The sequence below is a fragment of the Hoeflea sp. EC-HK425 genome, assembly GCF_902498795.1.
GTDB classification, from domain to species: domain Bacteria; phylum Pseudomonadota; class Alphaproteobacteria; order Rhizobiales; family Rhizobiaceae; genus Hoeflea; species Hoeflea alexandrii.
In genome coordinates this window covers 3228880-3250021 of the sequence record NZ_LR701572.1, presented here as the reverse complement: position 1 = coordinate 3250021, position 21142 = coordinate 3228880, and the positions used below count along the sequence as shown (strand labels likewise).

17 protein-coding genes are annotated in these 21142 nt (G+C 60.3%); 14 read left to right on the top strand and 3 right to left on the bottom strand.

All coding sequences use genetic code 11. The features are described 5' to 3' along the window. The first annotated feature begins 1 nt into the window (after nt 1). The 5 genes from SPHINGO391_RS18400 to SPHINGO391_RS18380 all read left to right on the top strand — a co-directional run bounded on the left by SPHINGO391_RS18400 (nt 2) and on the right by SPHINGO391_RS18380 (nt 4949). A complete protein-coding gene (locus tag SPHINGO391_RS18400; protein WP_152010206.1) occupies nt 2–1075 on the top strand; it encodes an ABC transporter ATP-binding protein in 1074 nt (357 codons plus the stop codon). A 2-nt stretch (nt 1076–1077) separates the two neighbouring features. Then, on the top strand, nt 1078–1965 hold the full coding sequence (locus tag SPHINGO391_RS18395) for a sugar ABC transporter permease (protein WP_152010205.1): 888 nt from the start codon (nt 1078–1080) through the stop codon (nt 1963–1965). 38 nt (nt 1966–2003) lie between these two features. Next, nucleotides 2004–2867: a carbohydrate ABC transporter permease gene (locus SPHINGO391_RS18390; RefSeq protein ID WP_244615447.1), complete on the top strand. Its 864-nt coding sequence runs from the start codon at nt 2004–2006 to the stop codon at nt 2865–2867. 11 nt (nt 2868–2878) lie between these two features. Then, nucleotides 2879–3160: a DUF2160 domain-containing protein gene (locus SPHINGO391_RS18385; protein ID WP_152010204.1), complete on the top strand. Its 282-nt coding sequence runs from the start codon at nt 2879–2881 to the stop codon at nt 3158–3160. A gap of 70 nt (nt 3161–3230) precedes the next feature. Next, the gene (locus SPHINGO391_RS18380) at nt 3231–4949 is read left to right on the top strand and encodes an ABC transporter substrate-binding protein (protein ID WP_152010203.1); all 1719 of its coding nucleotides are present in this window, start codon (nt 3231–3233) and stop codon (nt 4947–4949) included. Nucleotides 4950–5068: 119 nt separating this feature from the next. Here SPHINGO391_RS18380 and SPHINGO391_RS18375 read toward each other — a convergent pair whose 3' ends face one another. Then, the gene (locus SPHINGO391_RS18375; protein ID WP_193217342.1) at nt 5069–7300 is read right to left on the bottom strand and encodes an EAL domain-containing protein; all 2232 of its coding nucleotides are present in this window, start codon (nt 7298–7300) and stop codon (nt 5069–5071) included. Nucleotides 7301–7579: 279 nt separating this feature from the next. After that, complete coding sequence (locus SPHINGO391_RS18370; protein WP_152010201.1) at nt 7580–9400, bottom strand: alpha/beta fold hydrolase; 1821 nt, start codon at nt 9398–9400, stop codon at nt 7580–7582. Between the two features lie 243 nt (nt 9401–9643). On the opposite strand from SPHINGO391_RS18370, the gene SPHINGO391_RS18365 reads away from it, so the two are divergent. Next, nucleotides 9644–11152: an AMP-binding protein gene (locus tag SPHINGO391_RS18365; protein WP_152010200.1), complete on the top strand. Its 1509-nt coding sequence runs from the start codon at nt 9644–9646 to the stop codon at nt 11150–11152. Between the two features lie 69 nt (nt 11153–11221). On the opposite strand, the gene SPHINGO391_RS18360 is transcribed toward SPHINGO391_RS18365, so the two are convergent. After that, on the bottom strand, nt 11222–11971 hold the full coding sequence (locus tag SPHINGO391_RS18360) for a hypothetical protein (RefSeq protein ID WP_152010199.1): 750 nt from the start codon (nt 11969–11971) through the stop codon (nt 11222–11224). Nucleotides 11972–12244: 273 nt separating this feature from the next. Between SPHINGO391_RS18360 and SPHINGO391_RS18355 the strand changes: the two genes are divergently transcribed. The 8 genes from SPHINGO391_RS18355 to SPHINGO391_RS18320 all read left to right on the top strand — a co-directional run bounded on the left by SPHINGO391_RS18355 (nt 12245) and on the right by SPHINGO391_RS18320 (nt 21108). Next, nucleotides 12245–12766 carry a hypothetical protein gene (locus tag SPHINGO391_RS18355; protein WP_152010198.1) on the top strand — a complete coding sequence of 174 codons (522 nt, stop codon included), beginning with the start codon at nt 12245–12247 and terminating at the stop codon, nt 12764–12766. A gap of 23 nt (nt 12767–12789) precedes the next feature. Further along, nucleotides 12790–14064, top strand: coding sequence for an imelysin family protein (locus SPHINGO391_RS18350; RefSeq protein ID WP_152011622.1), 1275 nt, complete (start codon nt 12790–12792; stop codon nt 14062–14064). A gap of 10 nt (nt 14065–14074) precedes the next feature. Then, nucleotides 14075–14392, top strand: a complete 318-nt coding sequence (locus SPHINGO391_RS18345) for a (2Fe-2S)-binding protein (protein WP_152010197.1) — start codon at nt 14075–14077, stop codon at nt 14390–14392. A 46-nt stretch (nt 14393–14438) separates the two neighbouring features. Next, on the top strand, nt 14439–14921 hold the full coding sequence (bfr, locus tag SPHINGO391_RS18340) for a bacterioferritin (protein WP_152010196.1): 483 nt from the start codon (nt 14439–14441) through the stop codon (nt 14919–14921). 106 nt (nt 14922–15027) lie between these two features. Next, entirely contained in the window at nt 15028–16608 is a 1581-nt protein-coding gene (locus tag SPHINGO391_RS18335) for a di-heme oxidoredictase family protein (protein ID WP_152010195.1), read from the top strand. Further along, complete coding sequence (locus SPHINGO391_RS18330; RefSeq protein WP_152010194.1) at nt 16608–17696, top strand: imelysin family protein; 1089 nt, start codon at nt 16608–16610, stop codon at nt 17694–17696. The genes SPHINGO391_RS18335 and SPHINGO391_RS18330 overlap by 1 nt, the downstream gene beginning before the upstream one ends. After that, nucleotides 17693–18769 carry a DUF1513 domain-containing protein gene (locus SPHINGO391_RS18325; RefSeq protein WP_193217341.1) on the top strand — a complete coding sequence of 359 codons (1077 nt, stop codon included), beginning with the start codon at nt 17693–17695 and terminating at the stop codon, nt 18767–18769. The genes SPHINGO391_RS18330 and SPHINGO391_RS18325 overlap by 4 nt, the downstream gene beginning before the upstream one ends. 761 nt (nt 18770–19530) lie before the next feature. After that, the gene (locus tag SPHINGO391_RS18320; RefSeq protein WP_280177931.1) at nt 19531–21108 is read left to right on the top strand and encodes a globin-coupled sensor protein; all 1578 of its coding nucleotides are present in this window, start codon (nt 19531–19533) and stop codon (nt 21106–21108) included. The last annotated feature ends 34 nt before the right edge of the window (nt 21109–21142 follow it).

Here is a 21142-nt window from a genome sequence, read left to right as displayed (position 1 = left end):
CATGGCAAGCATCACACTCGACAAGCTGGCGCATTCCTACCTGCCCAACCCGCAGACCGACGCGGATTTTGCATTGAAGGAACTCGACTACAAATGGGAGGACGGTGGCGCCTATGCGCTGCTCGGCCCGTCCGGTTGCGGCAAGACCACCCTGCTCAACATCATTTCCGGTCTGCTCGTTCCTTCCAAGGGTCATATCCGGTTCGACGGCCAGGACGTCACCCATCTCCAGCCTGAAGAGCGCAATATCGCCCAGGTCTTCCAGTTTCCGGTCATCTACGACACCATGACCGTGCGCCAGAACCTGGCTTTTCCGCTGCTCAACCGGCACGTCCCCCAGGACGAGATCACAAGGCGGGTCAACGACATGATCGAAGTGCTGGATCTGGCCGACAAGGCCGATCGCAGGGCCCGCGGACTGACCGCCGACGAGAAGCAGAAGATTTCCCTCGGCCGCGGGCTGGTGCGCTACGACGTCAACGCGATCCTGTTCGACGAACCGTTGACGGTGATCGATCCGCACATGAAATGGCAGCTGCGGACCAAGCTGAAGGACCTTCACCGCCAGCTTGGCCACACCATGATCTACGTGACCCACGACCAGACCGAGGCGCTGACTTTCGCCGACAAGGTGGTGGTGATGTATGAAGGTGAAGTGGTCCAGATCGGAACGCCCGAAGAGCTGTTCAACGAACCGGCCCATACCTTTGTCGGCTACTTCATCGGCTCGCCCGGCATGAATGTGATCCCCTGCGAGATCAGCGGCAAGACCGCAAGGGTCGGGGACATCCAGATCGGGCTTTCGGGCGGCTACGCAGTCACCGGGGCAAAGACCGAGCTCGGCATTCGCCCGGAATTCGTCTCCCTGTCCTCTGACAGCAGTGGCCATCCGGTGCAGATCGAAGCCGTTGAAAACATAGGACGCTTCAAGATCGTGCGGGCCAGTCTCCAGGGACATGCGATCAATGCGCTGCTCAAGGAGAACGAGGAAGTACCAGCCGATCCGACGCTGAGTTTCGAAGCCGGCAGGATCAATGTGTATGAAAATTCCCACTTGGTCAGACCGGGAGCCTGAGTATGGATAAGCCCTACAACAACAAGGCCTGGTTCCTCGTCATTCCGGTGTTTTTGCTGGTTGCGCTGAGCGCCATCATTCCGATCATGACGGTGATCAATTATTCGTTCCAGGACACTTTCGGGAACAACCAGTTCTTCTGGGCCGGGACCGAGTGGTTCCAGGATGTGCTGCATTCGGATCGGTTCTGGAATGCGCTGGGCCGCAACCTGGTCTTTTCCATGATCATCCTTTCGATCGAGATCCCGCTCGGGATCGCGATTGCACTGACCATGCCCAAGAAAGGGATCTGGGTCCCGGTCTGCCTGGTCTTGATGGCGCTGCCGCTGCTCATTCCATGGAATGTGGTTGGCACCATCTGGCAGATCTTCGGCCGCGCCGACATCGGACTGCTTGGGCACACGATCGAGCAACTGGGGTTTGAGTACAACTATGCCAGCAACGTGTTTGATGCCTGGGTAACCATCATCCTGATGGATGTCTGGCACTGGACCAGCCTGGTTGTGCTGTTGTGCTACGCCGGACTGGTGTCGATCCCGGAGGCCTACTACCAGGCGGCCAAGATCGACGGGGCGTCCCGCTGGTCCGTGTTCCGCTACATCCAGCTGCCGAAGATCCGCGGCGTGCTGATCATCGCCTTCCTGCTGCGTTTCATGGATTCCTTCATGATCTACACCGAGCCCTTCGTGCTGACCGGCGGCGGGCCGGGCAACTCGACAACTTTCATGTCGATCGACCTCGTCAAGCAGGCCATCGGCCAGTTCGACCTGGGGCCGGCTGCAGCCATGTCGCTTGTCTATCAGCTGATCGTGCTGACCATCTGCTACGTCTTCTTCACGGTGATGAGCAATGTCGGCGTCGATAAACCGGACGCAAGGGTGGAAGACTGATGAACCAGACATCTCACACTCAGCCAAATGCGGGTTCCATGAACAAGCCGGCCAATCTGATTGATACCAGCAATGTGCGAGCCAGCAACCGCTTCGCCAAGAAGAGCATCACGCGCTGGTTGGTGCCCGGTCTCTACATCCTGTTCCTGATGCTGCCGATCTACTGGCTCATCAATATGAGCTTCAAGACCAACCAGGAAATCCTGTCGAGCTTCACGCTCTTTCCTGCCGAGCCGACACTGCACAATTACACCGTGATCTTCACCGATCCGTCCTGGTATACGGGCTACATCAACTCGCTGATCTATGTCGGCCTCAACACGGTGATCTCGATCTGTGCCGCGTTGCCGGCGGCCTATGCCTTCTCGCGTTACCGCTTTCTCGGCGACAAGCACATGTTTTTCTGGCTGCTGTCCAACCGGATGGCACCCGCCGCGGTGTTCGTGCTGCCCTTCTTTCAGCTCTACTCCGCCTTCGGCCTGATCGACACGCACATTGCCGTCGCGCTCGCCCACTGCCTGTTCAACGTGCCGCTGGCGGTCTGGATTCTTGAGGGCTTCATGTCCGGCGTGCCCAAGGAGATCGACGAGACCGCCTATATCGACGGCTATTCGTTCCCGAAGTTCTTCGTCAAGATCTTCATGCCGCTGATCGCATCGGGCATCGGTGTCGCCGCCTTCTTCTGCTTCATGTTCTCATGGGTGGAACTGCTGATCGCACGGACGCTGACCACCACCGACGCCAAGCCGATCTCGGCGATCATGACCCGAACTGTTGGAGCGTCCGGCGTTGACTGGGGTGTGCTCGCCGCAGCCGGGGTGCTGACCATCATTCCAGGCGCGCTGGTGATCTATTTTGTTCGCAACTACATCGCCAAGGGCTTTGCCCTCGGCCGGGTATAGGGAGGAAGATCATGGACCTGTCATGGATGGCCTGGACCCTGCCCACCAGCCTTTTCTGGGTGTGTCTCGCCGGCCTTCTGATCGGAATGGGCATCTGGGAATACTTTTCGCCGGGCGGCAACCCCCGGGTCGGAATCCTCCGCTTCGAGACGACCCGGGGCGACCGTCTTTTCATATCGCTGCTTGGCAGCGCCTTCATCCATCTCGCATGGCTGGGTCTGGTCGGACCCAACCTGTGGTGGGCACTTGGGCTTTCACTGATCTACGCCATCGGCGTTTTCCGAACGGTGTGAGACCAAATCAAATGGAGATTCGGGTCTTCCGCATCTCTTGAACTCGCATGATCTTTAAAGGGAGGATAATATGCGAAATCTACTACTGAACACGACGGCATGTGCCGCAATCATGTTGGCGACGGGCTCTGCCCATGCTGACATGGCTGCCGCTGAAAAGTTCCTGGCAGAAGAAATCGGTGGTCTCTCGGTGCTCTCTGAAGCTGAGCAGAAGGCCGAGATGGAGTTCTTCATCAATGCCGCCAAGCCGTTCGCCGGCATGGATATCAAGGTGGTTTCTGAAACCATCGCAACCCATGAATATGAGTCGAAGGTTCTCGCACCTGCGTTCACTGCAATCACCGGCATCAAGGTCACGCATGACCTGATCGGCGAAGGTGATGTGGTCGAAAAGCTTCAGACCCAGATGCAGTCGGGCGAGAATATCTACGACGGCTACGTCAACGACTCCGACCTGATCGGCACCCACTGGCGCTACCAGCAGGTCCGCAACCTGACCGACTGGATGGCAGGCGAAGGCGCTGACGTGACCAGCCCGACGCTCGATGTCGCCGATTTCATCGGCACCTCGTTCACCACCGGTCCGGACGGCAAGCTCTATCAGCTGCCGACCCAGCAGTTCGCGAACCTCTACTGGTTCCGCTATGACTGGTTCAACGACGAGAAGAACAAGGCCGACTTCAAGGCCGAATATGGCTACGATCTCGGCGTTCCGGTCAACTGGTCGGCTTACGAAGACATTGCTGCGTTCTTCACCGGCCGCGATCTGTCGCATCTTGGCGTCGACGGCGCTGTCTACGGCAACATGGACTACGGCAAGAAGGACCCCTCGCTCGGCTGGCGTTACACCGATGCGTGGATGTCGATGGCAGGCATGGGTGACGTGGGCGAGCCCAACGGCCTTCCCGTCGATGAGTGGGGCATTCGCGTGAACGAAAACTCACAGCCTGTCGGCTCCTGCGTGACCCGTGGCGGTGCCACCAACTCTCCTGCGGCGGTTTACGCTGTTGAGAAGGCCATCGACTGGCTGAAGAACTACTCCCCGCCGGAAGCAGCAGGCATGACCTTCGGTGAAGCCGGCCCGATCCCTGCCCAGGGCAACGTTGCCCAGCAGATGTTCTGGTATACCGCCTTTACCGCGGCAACCGTCGAGCCGGGCCTTCCGGTCATGAACGAAGATGGCACGCCGAAGTGGCGCATGGCACCTTCGCCGCATGGCGTTTACTGGAAGGAAGGCCAGAAGGTCGGCTATCAGGACGCAGGTTCGTGGACGCTGATGAAGTCGACCCCGGTCGATCGTGCCAAGGCCGCCTGGCTCTACGCACAGTTCGTCACCTCCAAGACCGTCGACCTGAAGAAGTCCGATGTCGGTCTCACCTTCATCCGTGAGTCCACCATCAACTCGGATCACTTCACCGAGCGTGCCGACAAGCTTGGCGGCCTGATCGAGTTCTACCGTTCGCCTGCGCGCGTCCAGTGGTCCCCGACCGGCACCAACGTCCCTGACTATCCGAAGCTGGCTCAGCTGTGGTGGCAGAACATCGGTGATGCGATGTCCGGTGCAAAGACCGCTCAGGAAGCGCTCGACAGCCTCTGCGAAGCGCAGGAAAAGGTCATGGAACGCCTGGAACGCGCAGGCGTTCAGGGCGACATCGGTCCGAAGATGAACGAGCCGCAGGACGCGTCCTACTGGCTGGAACAGCCGGGTGCACCTTATCCGAAGCTCGAAAACGAGGATGAGACACCCCAGACCGTCTCTTACGACGAGCTGATCAAGAGCTGGCAGTAAGCTCTCCAGGCGCCTTCAGGCGCCCGGAACAGACAGGAAGGAAAGGGCCGGGGCTGTCAGCCCCGGCCCTTTCTGCAGCGGCCGCCCGCTGCCAATACTGGAACCTGCACATCGGTAGCTTAAGCGTTTGCCGTGAGTGCGCGCTCATCCCGAGCAGGATGCGGCAAAGGCGATGCGGTTGCATATTGCGCAAGTGCTTGCGCATCCATCGGCCTGGCAAGCAGGTAACCCTGTCCGAAATCGCTCCCCAATGCGGAGACGAAGTCAAGCTGGCCCTGGGTTTCGATGCCTTCGGTAATCACCTCGAGTTTCATCGAACGCCCAAGTCCGATGAGGGCCTGGACGATGGCCGTGTTGCTGCCGTTCTGTCCGAGACCTGAGACGAACGACTTGTCGATCTTGATGCAGTTGATCGGGTAATCCCGCAGATGGCTCAGTGATGCATAGCCGGTTCCGAAGTCGTCGAGTGCGATCCGCACACCCTCCGCCGAAAGCCGCTCAAGTACGGCGCGGACATCGTTGCTTTCACTGCCGAGAAATACGCTTTCGACGACCTCGATCTTCAGTTCGCTCGGGTCTAATCCATATTCATCAAGCTTGCTCAGCACCCGGTCGGCATAGCTGCTGGAGCGAATGCAGGAGGTCGAGGCATTGACACTGACAAATTCGATACCCAGTCCGCACAGCTTCCACAGTGAAAAATCCCGCAATGCAAGCTCGAGCATCACTTCATCGATTTCGCGGCTGCACTGAGGTTCCCCCAACGCTGGCCAGAAATCCGCAGGTCCCGACAAGGTGCCATCCGTGTTGCGGACCCGGACCAGGGCTTCAACACCACGCAGTTTCTGTGACTTCAGGTCGATGATCGGCTGGTAGTGAGGTTCGAGCCGCCCGTCCGAGATCGCGCTCTTGATCATCAGGACAGCGCGTTTCTTGGCTTCAAAGGCGACAGTGATGTCCGGTGTGTATGTCACAGCGGCGCCACGCCCATTCTGCTTGACGTGATAAAGCGCGAGATCTGACCTGACGAAAAGATCGTCCTCGCTGCCCGAGGTGGAGACGGCAATCCCGATCGAAGCACCGACGCGAATGTCGTGCCTGTCAAACCTGATTGGCCGGTTGATCTCTTCAAGCAGCTTGGCGCCGATTTCGTCTGCGGCACCGCGTCCGGGTGTGCTGCTGAGCACGACCGCAAACTCGTCACCCCCCAACCGCGCGCAAAAGGCATTGTGTGAGATCGTTTCGGAGATCCGCTCGGCGACTGTGCGCAGCACCACATCGCCGGCAACATGGCCCAGACTGTCATTGATGTCCTTGAAATCATCAAGATCGATCATCAGCAGAGCCAGTTCAGTGCTGTCACACTTGCGGGCTCTGATCCGCTCCTGCATTTCGGCATGGAAGGAGTGACGGTTGGCAATGCCGGTGAGGCTGTCGAGATGCGCCGCGCGCCACAGTTTCTCCTCCTGCTGCGATTGCTCGGTAATGTCCTTGACGATGCCGATCAGAAACTTGGTGCCGTCCTCGCCATGTTCGATCTCCCCGCTTGAGCGCACACGGCGCTGGTTGCCCTTCGCGGTGATGAAATCGCACTCGATTTCATAGGGAACGCCATACTCGATGCACATGTTGATCTTCTGCGTCAGTCGTCCCCGTTCGTGCTCGGGATAAAAACTGATGGCCTGCTCAAGACTGGGCGGCTCGGTTCCGTCATATTCGTGAATGACATAAACCTGCGGCGACCATTCGGTGACCAGCCTTTGCGTATCAAGTGACCAGGCGCCGATTTTTGACATACGCTCGACCTGGGAGAGCAGCTTGCGCCGCTGGCGTGCATTGCGCTCGGAGCTTTTTGCTTCGTTGGCGATCGCATGCGCTTGGATCAGGCCCGCCACGATGTTGCGCAACTCGATCAGCATTCTCTGCTGTTCATCCGAGAATGTTCTGGGTTTGGTATCGATGACGCACAGGGTTGCCACATGCGTTTCACCATCCGACGAAACCGGAATTCCGGCATAGAAGCGGATGTGGGGAGCGGCGGTCACCAGGTCATTGTTGCAGAACCTTTGGTCCTTGGTCGCATCTTCCACCACCAACACGCCCTCTTGCATGATCGTGTGGCTGCAAAACGCGTCACTGCGCTTGGTCGAGGCAAGTTCGATCCCCTGTTTTGCCTTGAACCATTGCGCATTCCGGTCGACGAAAGAGATCAATGCTATCGGAGCGTCGAACATGGCGATGGCCATGTTGACGACTGCATCGAATTCCGGAGTGCATTCCGTGTTGAGTATTTTTAACCGGTGGAGCGCTGCCAACCTCTGATGCTCGTTCGGGGGGATCGGAAATGCCATCATTGTGCCTGCTGCTAATCCGCGCGAAGGAGATGAGATCGAGCATCGGCATCGCTGACCTCTCCGGATCCGGCCTTTCCCGAAGACCGGCCGACGGCTACTGCATGAACAATCGGTAATTAAGAGATATCTTCTATTGGAATAACAAACGGCTAATTTTTCTAAGAGATTTTTGGGGGAATGGCGGTAGTCGGCACACGCGCTCAGGCCCGTTCACCGGTCCCCAAGCGGCTATCGGCACGGCACGGTTGTGCAGCCTGACGACAATACACTGGCGCTTCAAGTCTGGTGAATGTAGCGTCCCGGCGCCGCGTCAAGCGGCGGATAGCCCTGCTCGGGCGTGCCAATTGATGGCGGAGCCACCTTGCCGCTGCTGTTCGCAATCAGCCATTCGGTCCACGCGGGCCACCAGGACCCGTCGGTTGGTTCGGTTTGGGCAAACCAGCTGTCCGGATCGACATAAAGTGCGCCTTGTGCCCTGTGACCGATCCTGTAGTGACGGTTCGGGTGTCCCGGTTCCGAAAGTATACCGCCATTGTGGCCTGACTTGGTCAGCACGAAGGTCAGATCGGCATCGGTAAACAGCCGCGTCTTGTAGACCGATTTCCATGGCGCGATGTGGTCCGTTTCGGTTCCCACCACGAACATTGGTGCGGCGATATCCTTGAGAGCGATCACCCGCCCCTCGACCGCGAACCGTCCTGCAGAGAGCCGGTTTTCCAGAAACAGGCCCCTGAGGTACTCCGAATGCATTCTTGCAGGCATCCGGGTCGTGTCGGTGTTCCAGACCCCGATATCGGTTGGCAGGTCATCCTTCCCAAGAAAGTAGCGCTGCACCGCGCGGGTGTAGATCAGGTCTTCAGCCCTGATCGAGGCAAAAGCGCGCGCCATCTGCGGCCGGTCCAGATAGCCCTGGGTCCACATCATGTCCTCGAGAAAGGCAACCTGGCTCTCGTCCAGAAACAACAGCAGTTCGCCGGCCTCGGAGAAATCCACCTGCGCCGCCATCAGGGTGACGCTCGCCAGCCGGTCATCGCCGTCCCGGGCCATGGTCGCGGCCGCGATCGCCAGCATCGTTCCGCCTAGGCAATAGCCGTTGGCGTGGATCTTCCGGCCCGGCACGATTGCCGTGATCGCGTCGAGCGCAGCCATTACCCCTCGCTTTCTGTAGTCCTCGAGCGACAGCTCGCGCTGATCGGCGGTCGGGTTGCACCAGGAAATGGCAAAGACGGTGAAACCCTGGCCCGCCAGGTAATTGATCAGCGAATTGTGCGGAGAGAGATCGAGAATGTAGTATTTCATGATCCAGGCAGGCACGATCAGCACCGGCTCAGCCTGCACCTTGCTGGTTTGCGGGGTGTATTGCAGCAGTTCGAAAATGTCGTTCCGGTAAACCACCTGACCCGGTGTGCAGGCAATGTCCTTGCCGATCTTGTAGCCTTCGGGTGGTGGGGTATGCGCCTGGCTCAACGTATGCAGCCAGTCATCGGTGGCGTGCACCATGCCCTCTGTCAGGTTGCGGCCGCTTGTCCTGGCCGTTTCGGCCAGGATCTCTGGATTGAGCCAGGGAAAATTTGACGGCGACACCGTGTCGAGCAATTGCCGCACCAGGAACCGTGTCCGGTCCGAATCCTGCTTGCGCAGGCCGCGCATGTCGTCGGTGGCATGATCCCACCAGTCCTGGGAAGCCAGGAAGGCCTGTTGCCAGAGGCTGAAGGGCAACCCCTGCCAGCCCGGGTCCGCAAACCGGTGATCATAGACCTTGGGAGAAAAAGGCGCCTTCCGGGCCGTCTCCGGGAGCGACTTTGCGGCAAACTCTGCCAGTTTCAGTGTATTGTCCCTGGCATGCTCGGCCAGTTCCAGTTGCCGTCCCGGTGCCCGCGCCAGATGCAGGGCCCAGTCGGTCCAGGTCTCCACAAGCGCGAAGGGGGATACGCCGCCCGTCATCCGCGCAACGGCACCACGCAACGCCTGGTCGAGGCCGGCATAGGGGTGTTCGGCGTGGGCGTTTGCGGCACTGGGAAGCTTTGCCCGGGCAGCTGTTTTGAGCTCTCCGCGAGCCGGCTGCTTTGCAATGGCGTGAACGTGGTTTTTTCCCATGAGGTCAGGTCATCCTCTCGACTGCAGGCTAGGCCCTGATCGAGCGGAATGCCTTGACCGATATCAAGGGTGTTGCGTGCGGGCACGTTCCTTTGCTGCTTTCCCGGTGGAGCGATTGCCGGAAGGTGAATTTGGGGCTTGGCACAAGTCGGGCTTTTCTGGTGCAATCGCGGCGGGCCGGTCACACGGCCATGCGCTGCTTGGCGCGGTGGCGAGCGATGACCGCTTCGGGGGAGGCAAGGTATGAATCCAGCAGAATGGCTTGTCCGCACGGCCAGAAGGCAGCCTGATGCACCGGCACTGTTTTCGGGTGAGGATCTGGTCGCAACCTATGCCGGATTTGCAGCCAGTGCCGCGCGCGTCGGCGCTTTCCTGCGCACCCGGCACCAGATCGAGCCCGGCGACCGCGTTGCCGTCTTCATGAAGAACAGCCCGGTCTATCTCGAGGTGCTCTATGGCATCTGGTTCTGCGGTGCCGCAGCCGTGCCCATCAATGCCAAGCTGCATCCGCGCGAAGCAGCCTTCATTGCCGAGGATTCCGGAGCCAAGGTGCTGTTTGTCTCCGGCAATGATGAGCTGTCTGGCTTGCTGCCTGCCAGATGCGCGATCCACGATCTGGCGTCCGACCCGGCTTCAGACGCCGAGATTGCCGCGCTTGCCGAACCGGAGCCCCGCGCGGCCGATGACCTGGCCTGGCTGTTCTACACGTCCGGGACGACCGGAAAGCCCAAGGGCGTGATGCTGACCAACGCCAATCTGCATGCCATGACTTACGCCTATTTTGTCGATGTCGATGGCGTCTTGCCGGAAGACGCGGCGGTCTATGCCGCGCCGCTGTCGCATGGCGCGGGGCTTTACAATTTCATGCACGTGCTGCGTGGCAGCCGCCATGTCATCCCGGCGTCAGGCGGGTTCGATGCCCACGAACTCTCGGCGCTGGCGCCAAGGCTCGGCAACGTCACCATGTTTGCGGCCCCGACGATGATCAGCCGCTGGCTCGCGGCGGCCCGGCAATCCGGGTATGCGGGGGAGGGGGTGCGCACCATCGTCTATGGCGGCGGCCCGATGTATCTCGCCGACATCGAGGCGGCGACGGCACAGTTCGGCGCCCGTTTTGTCCAGATCTACGGTCAGGGCGAATGCCCGATGACCCTGACCTCGCTGTCACGCGCCGATATCATGGACCGTGAACATCCGCGATGGCGCGAACGGCTGGCGTCGGTCGGCACCGCGCAATCCTGCGTCTCGGTCCGGGTGGTCGGCGAGGATGGCGAGGACGTGCCTGTGGGCGAGATCGGCGAGATCGTCGCCGCCGGTGCGCCGGTGATGAAAGGATACTGGAAAAACCCCGAGGCCACCGCCCAGAGCATCAGGAACGGCTGGCTGTGGACCGGCGACATGGGTTCGCTCGACGCGGATGGCTATCTCACCCTGCGAGACCGCTCCAAGGATGTCATCATTTCGGGCGGCACCAACATCTACCCGCGCGAGGTCGAGGAAGCCTTGCTGACCCATCCCGGCGTGGCGGAGGTTTCCGTGGTCGGCCGGCCCAGCTCCGAATGGGGCGAGGAGGTCGTCGCATTCATCGTGGCCTCCGGTGACGAGACGCCTGCCGCCGCTGAACTCGACGCCCATTGCCGTTCGCTCATCGCCGGTTTCAAGCGCCCCAGGGCCTATGTCTTCGAAACGGCCTTGCCGAAGAACAATTATGGCAAGGTGCTCAAGACCGAACTGCGAAGCAGACTTGCCTGACCCGTGCCGCGACGGACTTCGGGCCGGTCAGGCTTTGCTGTTCGCCCCAAAGCCCGGCGCGCTGTCGGGCTAGGCGAAGCGCTTTTGCCTCTGTGCGGGCTGACACACCCGCAACCACATGTCGTCGATTCTGGACAGCGCCGATGCGTCAAACTGCTCGGCGTGGTGCCAGTACTCCCCGTCTTCGACCATGTAGCCAAGCCGGGTTTCTTCAAGCAGCGCGGCCTCCATTGCCGCGGCGTCGGTCTGTACCGGTTCTGCCAGCTTGTCCAGTTCATCAAACCGGATCCGCGGGAACAGCAGCCGGCTGACCGGCTCACTGGAGAGGTTGACGCAGGCGCATCCCTGCCGGCCGGCAAGGGCCATAAGCCGGGCTGACTTGGCTTCCAGCGATTGCAACGTGACGTCGGCGCGCAGCGGATCCGCGGTGCCTTGTCCGTAGAAATGCGTCACCTTGCCGGAATAGGTCATGTCGCAGGCGAAATAGGCAAGAATGTCAGGCCGGAGCGTGTCCAGCGCCCAGTACCCGGCGGTAAACGCCATTGTGCCGCCGCCATAGACGAAGCCGCCAAACCGGTTCTGGGCAGGAACATAGCTCTCGTGGCTGTGCACCGATTGTCCGGGCATCAACCGGTCCGGCCTGCGGGCGACCGGGAAATCACCGGCATGCACCAGGCAATCCCAATCCGGTCGCGCCTGCCAGGCATTGTTGATGGCAACGATCTTCATGTTGGACGGTTTCGGCCAGTGCCGGGTCGATGGGGCGCTGGGGCCGCTGCCGATGATAAGGGCTATCGAAGGGCGTCTGGGTTCAGCCATGTCTCGTGTCCTCGGCGCCCCGTCCTGCGTACAGTCGCATGCGGCGTTGAGGTGAACCTAGGCGCGGATCTGCGATCGGCAATGCGCGACCGGAATTTTACGCTGGCTGGGAAGGGCTTGGCCGGATGCGTGCGCCGTGACGGTGCTTCGATATCGGAGAGCCATGCATCCGCTAACAGTTTGGATTCATTCTAAACTATACTGTTTGACTCTACTTTCATTATACATTACCGAAACACTCATATTTAGATCCGTGAGGATGACATGGCGTCGATGGAACACGAAGATTTGGCAGAGTGCCCAGCCGCAGCCTATCTGCGCCAGCAACCGGAAAACCTTGTGGTCAATGGCTACCGCAACTGGGTGGCAGGGCTTGCCCATTCCGATCAGCGCTACTGGGACGCCGCCTGGGCCGCTCATGCGCGTGCGCTCGGCCCAATCGATGGCCAGGTTGCGCTTGATGCAATGGCGGAACTGATCAGGCAGCTGGGCGCCTGCGCCACCTGCCCGTTGCGTTTCTACAAGCCGGGCGCCGGGCATCTGTGCCGCGACGAATGCCTTGTTCTGGGCATGGTGTCGGGCGCGCAGCATGGTGATGAGGATCTGCTGGTCCAGTCAGCCAGGCTGCTCACCTGTTCGGATACATGTATCGAGGTCATCGAACGCGCGAGTGCCTATGCGGGGATCCTGTTCGGTCACAGCCAGAGGCTTGCGCCGATCCCGTTGAGTGCGATCGCCGATATCGACATGAGATCCGTGTTTTCCGGATCTCCGGCGAGCGGATCGCTTCACTGACGAAAGCAGAGACGGACATGACCATGATACGCATAGCCCACCTCCTTGTTCTTGGCCTTGCCGCGTCGACCAGCCTCAGTCCTGTTGCGGCTGCCGATGTCAGCCCCGAGGCGGTCATCGCCCATTATGTCGATGTCGCCGAAGCCAAGTTCGATGATGCTCTGGCCGGCGCGAAGGCGCTTGATGCTGCCATCGAGGCGTTTCTCGCAAAACCGGCGGAGGATACGCTTGAGTCCGCCCGCGCCGCCTGGCGTGCGGCCCGCGTCCCCTACCAGCAGACCGAGGTTTACCGTTTCGGCAACCCGATTGTTGATGACTGGGAAGGGCGGGTCAACGCCTGGCCGCTCGATGAGGGGCTGATCGACTATGTCGATGTGAGCTACGGTTCGGAGAGCGACGAGAACTCGCTCTTCACAGCGAATGTGGTCGCCAATCCTTCCATCGAGATCAATGGCCGGACTGTCGATGCGGGCGTGATCACTCCCGCGCTTATCGCCGAGACACTGCAGGAAGCGGGCGGCATCGAGGCCAATGTCGCTTCCGGCTACCATGCGATCGAATTCATGCTCTGGGGGCAGGACCTCAATGGCAATGGTCCGGGTGCCGGCACCCGTCCTGCCAGCGACTACAGCCTCGAAAACTGCACCAATGGCAATTGCGACCGCCGCCGGGATTACCTCGGTGCTGCAAGCGATCTGCTGGTCGCCGATCTTGAAGAGATGGCAGCCAACTGGAAAGCCGGCGGCCCTGCGCGCATCGCTGTCACGGAGCGGGGCGTGGCTGGCGGCCTGTCGACAATCCTCACCGGCATGGGGTCGCTGTCCTACGGCGAGTTGGCTGGTGAACGCATGAAGCTCGGTCTCCTGCTCGGGGATCCCGAGGAGGAGCACGATTGTTTCTCCGACAACACCCACAATTCGCATCTCTATGATGCGGTCGGCATTCGCTCGGCCTACACCGGAAACTACACCAGGCCGGACGGCTCCGTCATCAGCGGCCCTTCGCTCGCCGATCTGCTGGTTGAAAAGGATCCCGCCATCGCTCGGGAACTCTCGGCCGATCTCGATGCCACCGTTGCCGCGATGCAAGCCATGGCGGCGCGTGCCGAAGCCGTCGAGGCCTATGACCAGATGATTGCCGTCGGAAATGATGAGGGCAACGCCGCAGTCCAGGCCGCTATCGACGGCCTGATCACCCAGACCCGATCGATCGAGCGCGCTATTGCCGCGCTGGATCTCGGCGCTGTCGAACTGGAGGGGTCTGACAGCCTCGACAGTCCCGATGCCGTATTTCAGTGAGTGAGGCGCCATGATCGTTTGCAGTTGCAACATCGTTACCCGGAAGGACATCGAGCAGGTCATCATTGAGTTTCTCGACCAGGATGAGTGGCAATTGATCACCCCCGGAAAGGTGTTCCAGGCCGTCAGCGCACGTGGCAAGTGCTGTGGTTGCTTTCCCGGTGTGATTGATATTATTGTCGAGACAACCGAACGCTACCATTCGTTGATGAACAGCCCTGCGCCAAAGGTGGTGGATCTGCTCGCACGCATCGCCGACCAGCGTGTCCGCATGGAGAATGCAAAAAGAAGAGTGGCTTCCAAAAGACCGTCGCCACAATTGACCTGATGGTGCAAAATGCGAGGCGTTTTAACCACAAGGACATGGACTGTTGATGAAAAAGAGCAAAAAAGTCGTTGAGTGCCTGAACGAGGCCCTGTTCCTCGAACTCGGTGCGGTCAACCAGTACTGGTTGCACTACCGGCTGCTGGAAGACTGGGGCTACGCCAAGCTTGCCGCCAAGGAACGTGCGGAAAGCATCGAGGAAATGCAGCATGCCGACAAGCTTGTCGAGCGGATCATCTTTCTCGATGGGTTCCCCAACCTGCAGACCGTGGCGCCGCTGAGGATCGGACAGACCATCAGGGAAGTGCTCGAATGTGATCTGGCCGGCGAGCAGGACGCCTGGAAGGCCTACACCAAGTCACGCGACATCTGCGAGCAGGAAGGCGACTATGTCAGCAAGAACCTGTTCGAGGAACTGATTGCCGATGAAGAGGGTCACATAGATTTCCTCGAGACCCAACTCGAGCTTCTTTCGCGCCTCGGAGAGGAAAAATACGGTCTGCTGAATGCCGCATCTGCGGATGCGGAGTAGCTATTAGCAATACACAAGGGCCCTTATGGGGGCTCTGCGCGGGATTGATTATGATCGCCGACTTCAGAATTTATGTGCCTGCAAGACCATATCTGCGTGGCGCTGTATGACCGAGCACTTTTCATTACGTAAAATCATCAAGTCCGGGGCCCGCGCATTCTCTCTCGCAGTGCCGGGTACTGCGGTCGCGGCCATTGTACTTGCCGGTCTGTTACCGGCCTATGCCGACCGTCTCACGGATCTGCCCCACAACCGCGACGACCTCACCCAAACCGATCGCAAACGGGTCGAGCGCGTCGTCAAGCCTGCCACCAGCTTCGTTGCCGCGGAAAAGTTCGAGCGTATGCAGGGCGGTGCCGGTACGTCCACCAAGCTGGTCAATCGTGATGCCCTGTCGCATTTCAACGCCAACCTGAGTTTCAAGCAGGAAGAAACATTCAAGCTCGGCAATGCGCTGTTCCGCAAGCTCTGGGTGTCGTCTCCTTCCTCGACCCTCGCTTCGGACGGCTTGGGGCCGCTCTTCAATGCCCGGGCCTGCCAGAGCTGCCACATCAAGGATGGCCGCGGCCATCCGCCCGAAGCGGCTGCGGACGCAACATCCATGTTCCTGCGGCTTGCCCGGCCGGCCCGGAACGATGAGGAGCGGCAGGCTCTTGAGACATACGTGACCGCGTCGTTGCCTGATCCGGTCTATGGAGGGCAGCTTCAGGACCTTGCGGTGCCTGGCCTCAAGGCCGAGGGCCGGATGGTGATCGAGTACCGGGAGCAGCCGTTCGAACTCGGCGACGGCACCCTGATCTCGCTTCGCAAGCCAAGCTACAGCGTTGCCGATCTTGGCTTCGGACCGCTGGATCCGGAAACGACGCTTTCGCCGCGGATGACTCCGCCGATGACCGGCATGGGCCTGATCGAGGCCATTCACCCGGCTGACATTCTCGCCAACGCCGACCCGGATGACAATGATGGCGACGGCATTTCCGGCCGCGTCGCGCTGGCCCGCGACCCGGCCAGCGGCAAGCTCGCCATTGGACGCTTCGGCTGGAAGGCCCAGAATGCCACGGTGCGCCAGCAGACCGCCGGCGCTTTTTCGGGCGACATAGGCATTTCCACTCCCGATGTCCCATCGGGTCATGGCGACTGCACGGCAGGCCAGGCCGAATGCCTTGCATTGCCTATCGGTGTCCAGGCTGATCTTGGAGACACCGAAGCTCCTGATCCGGTGCTGGATCTGGTCACGTTCTATTCGCAAAATCTCGCCGTGCCGGCACGCCGCCTGGTTGACGATGCCGGTGTATTGGCGGGCAAACAGTTGTTCTACGATCTTGGCTGCACCTCCTGTCACGTCCCCAAATACGTCACCTCCCGCGCCGCTGAGACCGAGGTGCATCGGTTCCAGCTGATCTGGCCCTATTCCGATTTCCTGCTGCATGACATGGGTGAAGGCCTTGCCGACGGCCAGCAGGTTGGCGTGGCCAATGGCCGTGAATGGCGCACACCGCCACTCTGGGGTGCCGGATTGACCAGGGTTGTAAACGGCCATACCTTCTTCCTGCACGATGGCCGCGCGCGCAACCTGACCGAGGCCATTCTCTGGCACGGCGGTGAGGCCGAGACCGCCCGCGATGGCTTCGCCGCACTGGAACGGTCCGAACGCGACAATCTCCTCGAGTTCCTTGAAAGCCTGTGATGAACCGTATCCTGATCTGTCTGGTGGCGCTGATCGTCGCCACTTCCGCCGCCAGGTCGGAGCAGGGCCCTGTCCATCCCCCGATCGCGCCTGTACTGGAACGGATGCTGGTCAGCTACATCCGGCCCGGTTACGGCGAAGTCAAAATCGCTGCCTCTGACCTGGAAACGTCCATCGCGGAACTGTGCGCCACCCCGTCAGGCGAGCACCTGGAGGCGGCGCGTTCGGGCTTTCGTGCCACGGTTGATCGCTGGTCCCGGATGGAATGGCTCAGAATCGGCCCGGTGATGTCCGAAAACCGGCTTGAGCGCATCCTGTTTTTCCCGGACCGCAAGGGCACCGGGCGCAAACAGGTCCAGGCAGCCATCGCGTCCCGGAACGAAAGCGTTATTAAGGTAGAGACACTCTCCTCTCAGAGCGTCGCCATGCAGGGATTGGGCGCTCTCGAATTCATTCTTTTTGGCAGCGGCAGCGACCAACTGGCCGGTGCGGAAGCATCGCACCGCTGTGCCTTTGCCCGTGCTGCCGCCGGCAATCTGGTCAATCTGTCCCGGGAGCTCATCGACGGATGGCGGGATGGAGGCGAGTTGACAGCGGCGTTTCTTGCACCTGCGGCGTCAAATCCCCTGTTCAGAACCGATGCTGAAGCTCTCAACCTGCTGCTCGGCCAGATGATTCACGGGCTTGAAGCCATCCGTGACACCCGCATCAATGCTTTCCTAGAGCGCGAAGACGCCAACCGGGACAGGCCCAAATCGGCGCTTTTCTGGCGGTCCGGAATGACGATGGCGTCAATCCGCGCCAACCTCGATGGTCTAGAGGCGATGTTCAATCTAAGCGGCATTGAAATCGTCTCACAGCAGAGCGCGCCAAGGCTTGCGGACACGATACGCTTTGAGTTCGACCAGGCCGTTCGCACAGCGAGCAGCCTTGATGCTCCCGTCGCGGCACTGCTTGGAGAGCCGCAGACCCGCGACAAGCTGGTTTATCTCGATTACGCCATCAGGATCATCATCGATCGCCTTGATCAGGAATTCGCCCAGGCGGGTGGTCTTGCTGTCGGTTTTTCCTTCGGAGACGGCGATTGAAACCTCTTCTTCTGGAAAGACGTGCGTTTCTCGCGGGCGCGGGGCTCGCCTGGCTGGGCGGTCTCACGCCCGCAAACGCGGAAAAACTGAGCGCAGCCGAGGTCCTGTTCGCCGCCGCCTACAAGGATCGCCAGGGCGGCTACGGAATTTCGATCCTGGACGGCGACGATGCGATTGTCTCAAGCCATCCATTGCCCGGCCGCGGGCATGGTTTTGCAGCCCGCCCGAATGCCAGGTGGCTGGTGGCTTTCGCCCGGCGTCCGGGCAATTTCGCACTTGCGCTTGACCGACGGAAGGCCGCCGAACCTCAGCTGTTTCATACCCCGCACAACCGGCACTTCTATGGCCATGGTGTTTTTTCCGCTGACGGCCGTCTGCTCTATGCGGCCGAGAACGCCTATGAAACAGGTGATGGTGTCATTGGCATCTACGACGGCACCGATGGCTTCAAGCGGCTCGGTGAATTCGCCACCGGCGGCATCGGTCCGCACGAGATCGTTCTGATGCCTGACGGGAAGACCCTGTGTGTTGCCAATGGCGGTATCCGCACCCACCCGGACCAGGGGCGTCAGAAGCTCAACCTTCCGACCATGGCGCCGTCGGTCGTGCTGATCGACATTGCAACCGGCTCGCTGCTTTCGTTCCACGTCCTGGCATCGCGGCTCCACCGCCTGTCGCTTCGGCATATGGCGGTGGACGCCCGCAGCCAGGTCTGGATCGGCGGCCAGTACGAAGGCGACCTCCTCGACGATGTTCCTGTTCTCGCCTGCCTGGATCAGGACAAGGGGCTTTCGACGGTCGAACTCGATGGTGCCGCCGCCGCAGCCCTTGGCAAGTATGCAGGCTCCGTCGCCATTGGCAATGATGGCGCCACACTCGCGGTCACATCCCCAAAGGCGGGCGTGGTTGTCACCCTCGACACGCAGACGGTCGGTACATTGAACATAGTGGTGCAGCCGGGCAGCTGTGGTGTTCATGCCCGCGGGGATGGCTTTGTCAGTTCCAGCGAAACAGGACGTTTCGGAGCCGCCAGCCATGATCGGGCCTGGGACAATCACATCATCGGCCTGTAGAAGGCCGGGCACCACTTGATTCTGACGGTACCGGTGGGGCTGCCGATGTCGGAAACAGTGGCAGACACAGCAGTCAGACGGCGACAGCGGTCCGCATTGACTGCAAGATCTTGCAGTCAATGATTAAATAGTTAGCTCTTGAGCATGTTGTCAGCGGACAGGCTCACACACGCACAGTCGCGCCACCGTTTTGGTGTTTCCGGGTCAGAAAATACGTTCGACCCGACGACGTGTTTCTGTCGTGCGAAGAAGAAGTGAAAAGCTTGCGAGAGTGATCAGCGCGATTGCGGCGGCGCCTATTCCTAGAACAATCATTGCTCGTTCCCAACTGACATCATTGTCATCGACAGGACAGTAACTATCCGCTGCAACTTGCCCGAAGCTTGCAACAGGTCAACAAGTGTGGCCTCCGGCGGACCCGAGTTCGTCAAGTCCGAAACGGAATTGGAGCAAAACATGATTAACACTGGTAAACGGCGTTAACCTTCGGGCAAGGATTAATACGTAAAAAACAATCTAACCTACGGATTGTGGTTGGTGCGATGGCACCGCTTCCCACAAAGGCATGAAGCCGCTCGAAGGTTCCGGTCAGATCCGGATTTCCAGTTTCTCATGGGCCAAGCGGCGCACGGTATCCAAGACACCGGCTGTGTACTGTCACGAGTGTGACAGGGACAGCGGCGTCTGTGACACCGGAAACGCAGCAAAAAAAGGCCCGATTTGATGTTTTCGGCGGCATGCCGGATTTTGGGGTTAAACGCGTGGGGCAGGTTCAAGCAAGGGTGAGGGATGCAGCGGCTGCTGACGGCCTGCGCGCGCGAATTGCGCTGACCCGGCTTGATCAGCAGAGCGGTGATCGCCTGCGCGAAATCCGGCCGATGATCGAGGCAGAGGCCCGCGTCGCCCTTTCCGCATTCTTTGAACGGCTCCAGAACACACCTGAAATCGCTTCGCTTTTCTCATCCCCCCGCCAGATCGACCGGCTCGAGGAACTCGAAGTGGCCCACTGGTCGATCCTCGCCGATGGCCGTTTCGATGGTTTGTATGCGGACAGGTCGGTTATCCTGGGCGAGGTGCGCCAGCGCATCGGCCTGGATGCAGGCTGGTCGATCGGCGGCCACGCCCTGGTCCTGGAACGGGTGATCCGCCGGCTTGTCGATGAAAGCCGTACCGGCCTGTTCAAGAGCTTTTCGCGCCAGTCCGAGCGCAACCTGCTGGCCGATCGTCTCGTTGATGTCGTCAAGGCAGCCCTCATCGATATCGATGTGCAGGTAACCCACCGGCTTGGCGAGCAGGCGCGGTCATCAGCCCGGCAGCGCGAGACGGACATCGCAAACGAGCGCAGCCTTGTGGAATCCACCCTCGGAGCAGCACTTGCACGCCTCGCCGAAGGCGATCTTTCGGTGCGCGTCGCCCCTCTGGAGATAGAACAGCACCAGCAGGCTGCCGACAATTTCAATCGCGCCGTCAGCCGGCTTGAGGATCTTGTGACCGGATCCGCCGCGAGCCTCGCCGAAGCAGAGCAGCTTGCCGTAAGGTTGAGCGACGACATCGAGGCTGTTCGTCTCGAGATCGAACGCCAGGGTGCCTCGGTCAGCGAAGAGCACGACACCCTCTCCGAGATCGCCGGACGAATTAAACAAACCGCCGAGATCGCCCTGAAAGCCGAAACCCTGATTTCCCAGGCCCGCAAGAGTGCAGAAGCCGGCGACCGTGTGGTTGCTGATGCTATCGACGCCATGGCGGGTGTCGAGAATTCCGCCGAACAGATCGGCAAGATCATCTCGGTGATCGAGGAAATCGCTTTTCAGACCAACTTGCTGGCGCTCAATGCCGGCATCGAGGCGGCACGGGCCGGTGATGCCGGCCGAGGCTTTGCCGTGGTTGCCTCCGAAGTACGTGCACTCGCGCAGAGATCTGCCGGTGCTGCCAATGAAATCAAGGAACTGGTGTCCGACGCAAAATCCCATGTCGGCCGTGGCGTCGAACTGGTTGACCAGACCCGTTCTGCCATTTCCGGACTGGTTGAGCAGGTCGGCGGCATTTCGGAAGCTGTTGCAGGCGTTGGCACCCAGGCACAGGCGGAGGCCGGTCACATTGGCGGTTCGGCCGCTTCTCTCGGCGAGATCACCGGTCTGATCGGGTCCGGCAATGCGCGTTTTGTCGGCGCGGCCGAGAAGGGCGCCGACCTCAAACTTGTCATTTCCGAACTTGGAGAGCAGATCCGGCGGCACCGCCAGGAGCGTCATGCCGGTTTCCAGAGCATCGATCTGTCCGCCCAGCGGACAGCCGGCCCGGCCGAGAATGACCAGCCGTCACAGCGGAGGCTCGCGCGATGAGCCTGATTCATGAACAGATCGCGTCCAACAGCGC

What these genes read in the sequence shown, in the direction of transcription:
- SPHINGO391_RS18400 (WP_152010206.1), top strand. Translation starts at nt 2, where the DNA reads ATGGCAAGCATCACACTCGACAAGCTGGCGCATTCCTACCTGCCCAAC.
- SPHINGO391_RS18395 (WP_152010205.1), top strand. Translation starts at nt 1,078, where the DNA reads ATGGATAAGCCCTACAACAACAAGGCCTGGTTCCTCGTCATTCCGGTG.
- SPHINGO391_RS18390 (WP_244615447.1), top strand. Translation starts at nt 2,004, where the DNA reads ATGAACAAGCCGGCCAATCTGATTGATACCAGCAATGTGCGAGCCAGC.
- SPHINGO391_RS18385 (WP_152010204.1), top strand. Translation starts at nt 2,879, where the DNA reads ATGGACCTGTCATGGATGGCCTGGACCCTGCCCACCAGCCTTTTCTGG.
- SPHINGO391_RS18380 (WP_152010203.1), top strand. Translation starts at nt 3,231, where the DNA reads ATGCGAAATCTACTACTGAACACGACGGCATGTGCCGCAATCATGTTG.
- SPHINGO391_RS18375 (WP_193217342.1), bottom strand. Translation starts at nt 7,300, where the DNA reads ATGGCATTTCCGATCCCCCCGAACGAGCATCAGAGGTTGGCAGCGCTC.
- SPHINGO391_RS18370 (WP_152010201.1), bottom strand. Translation starts at nt 9,400, where the DNA reads ATGGGAAAAAACCACGTTCACGCCATTGCAAAGCAGCCGGCTCGCGGA.
- SPHINGO391_RS18365 (WP_152010200.1), top strand. Translation starts at nt 9,644, where the DNA reads ATGAATCCAGCAGAATGGCTTGTCCGCACGGCCAGAAGGCAGCCTGAT.
- SPHINGO391_RS18360 (WP_152010199.1), bottom strand. Translation starts at nt 11,971, where the DNA reads ATGGCTGAACCCAGACGCCCTTCGATAGCCCTTATCATCGGCAGCGGC.
- SPHINGO391_RS18355 (WP_152010198.1), top strand. Translation starts at nt 12,245, where the DNA reads ATGGAACACGAAGATTTGGCAGAGTGCCCAGCCGCAGCCTATCTGCGC.
- SPHINGO391_RS18350 (WP_152011622.1), top strand. Translation starts at nt 12,790, where the DNA reads ATGATACGCATAGCCCACCTCCTTGTTCTTGGCCTTGCCGCGTCGACC.
- SPHINGO391_RS18345 (WP_152010197.1), top strand. Translation starts at nt 14,075, where the DNA reads ATGATCGTTTGCAGTTGCAACATCGTTACCCGGAAGGACATCGAGCAG.
- bfr (WP_152010196.1), top strand. Translation starts at nt 14,439, where the DNA reads ATGAAAAAGAGCAAAAAAGTCGTTGAGTGCCTGAACGAGGCCCTGTTC.
- SPHINGO391_RS18335 (WP_152010195.1), top strand. Translation starts at nt 15,028, where the DNA reads ATGACCGAGCACTTTTCATTACGTAAAATCATCAAGTCCGGGGCCCGC.
- SPHINGO391_RS18330 (WP_152010194.1), top strand. Translation starts at nt 16,608, where the DNA reads ATGAACCGTATCCTGATCTGTCTGGTGGCGCTGATCGTCGCCACTTCC.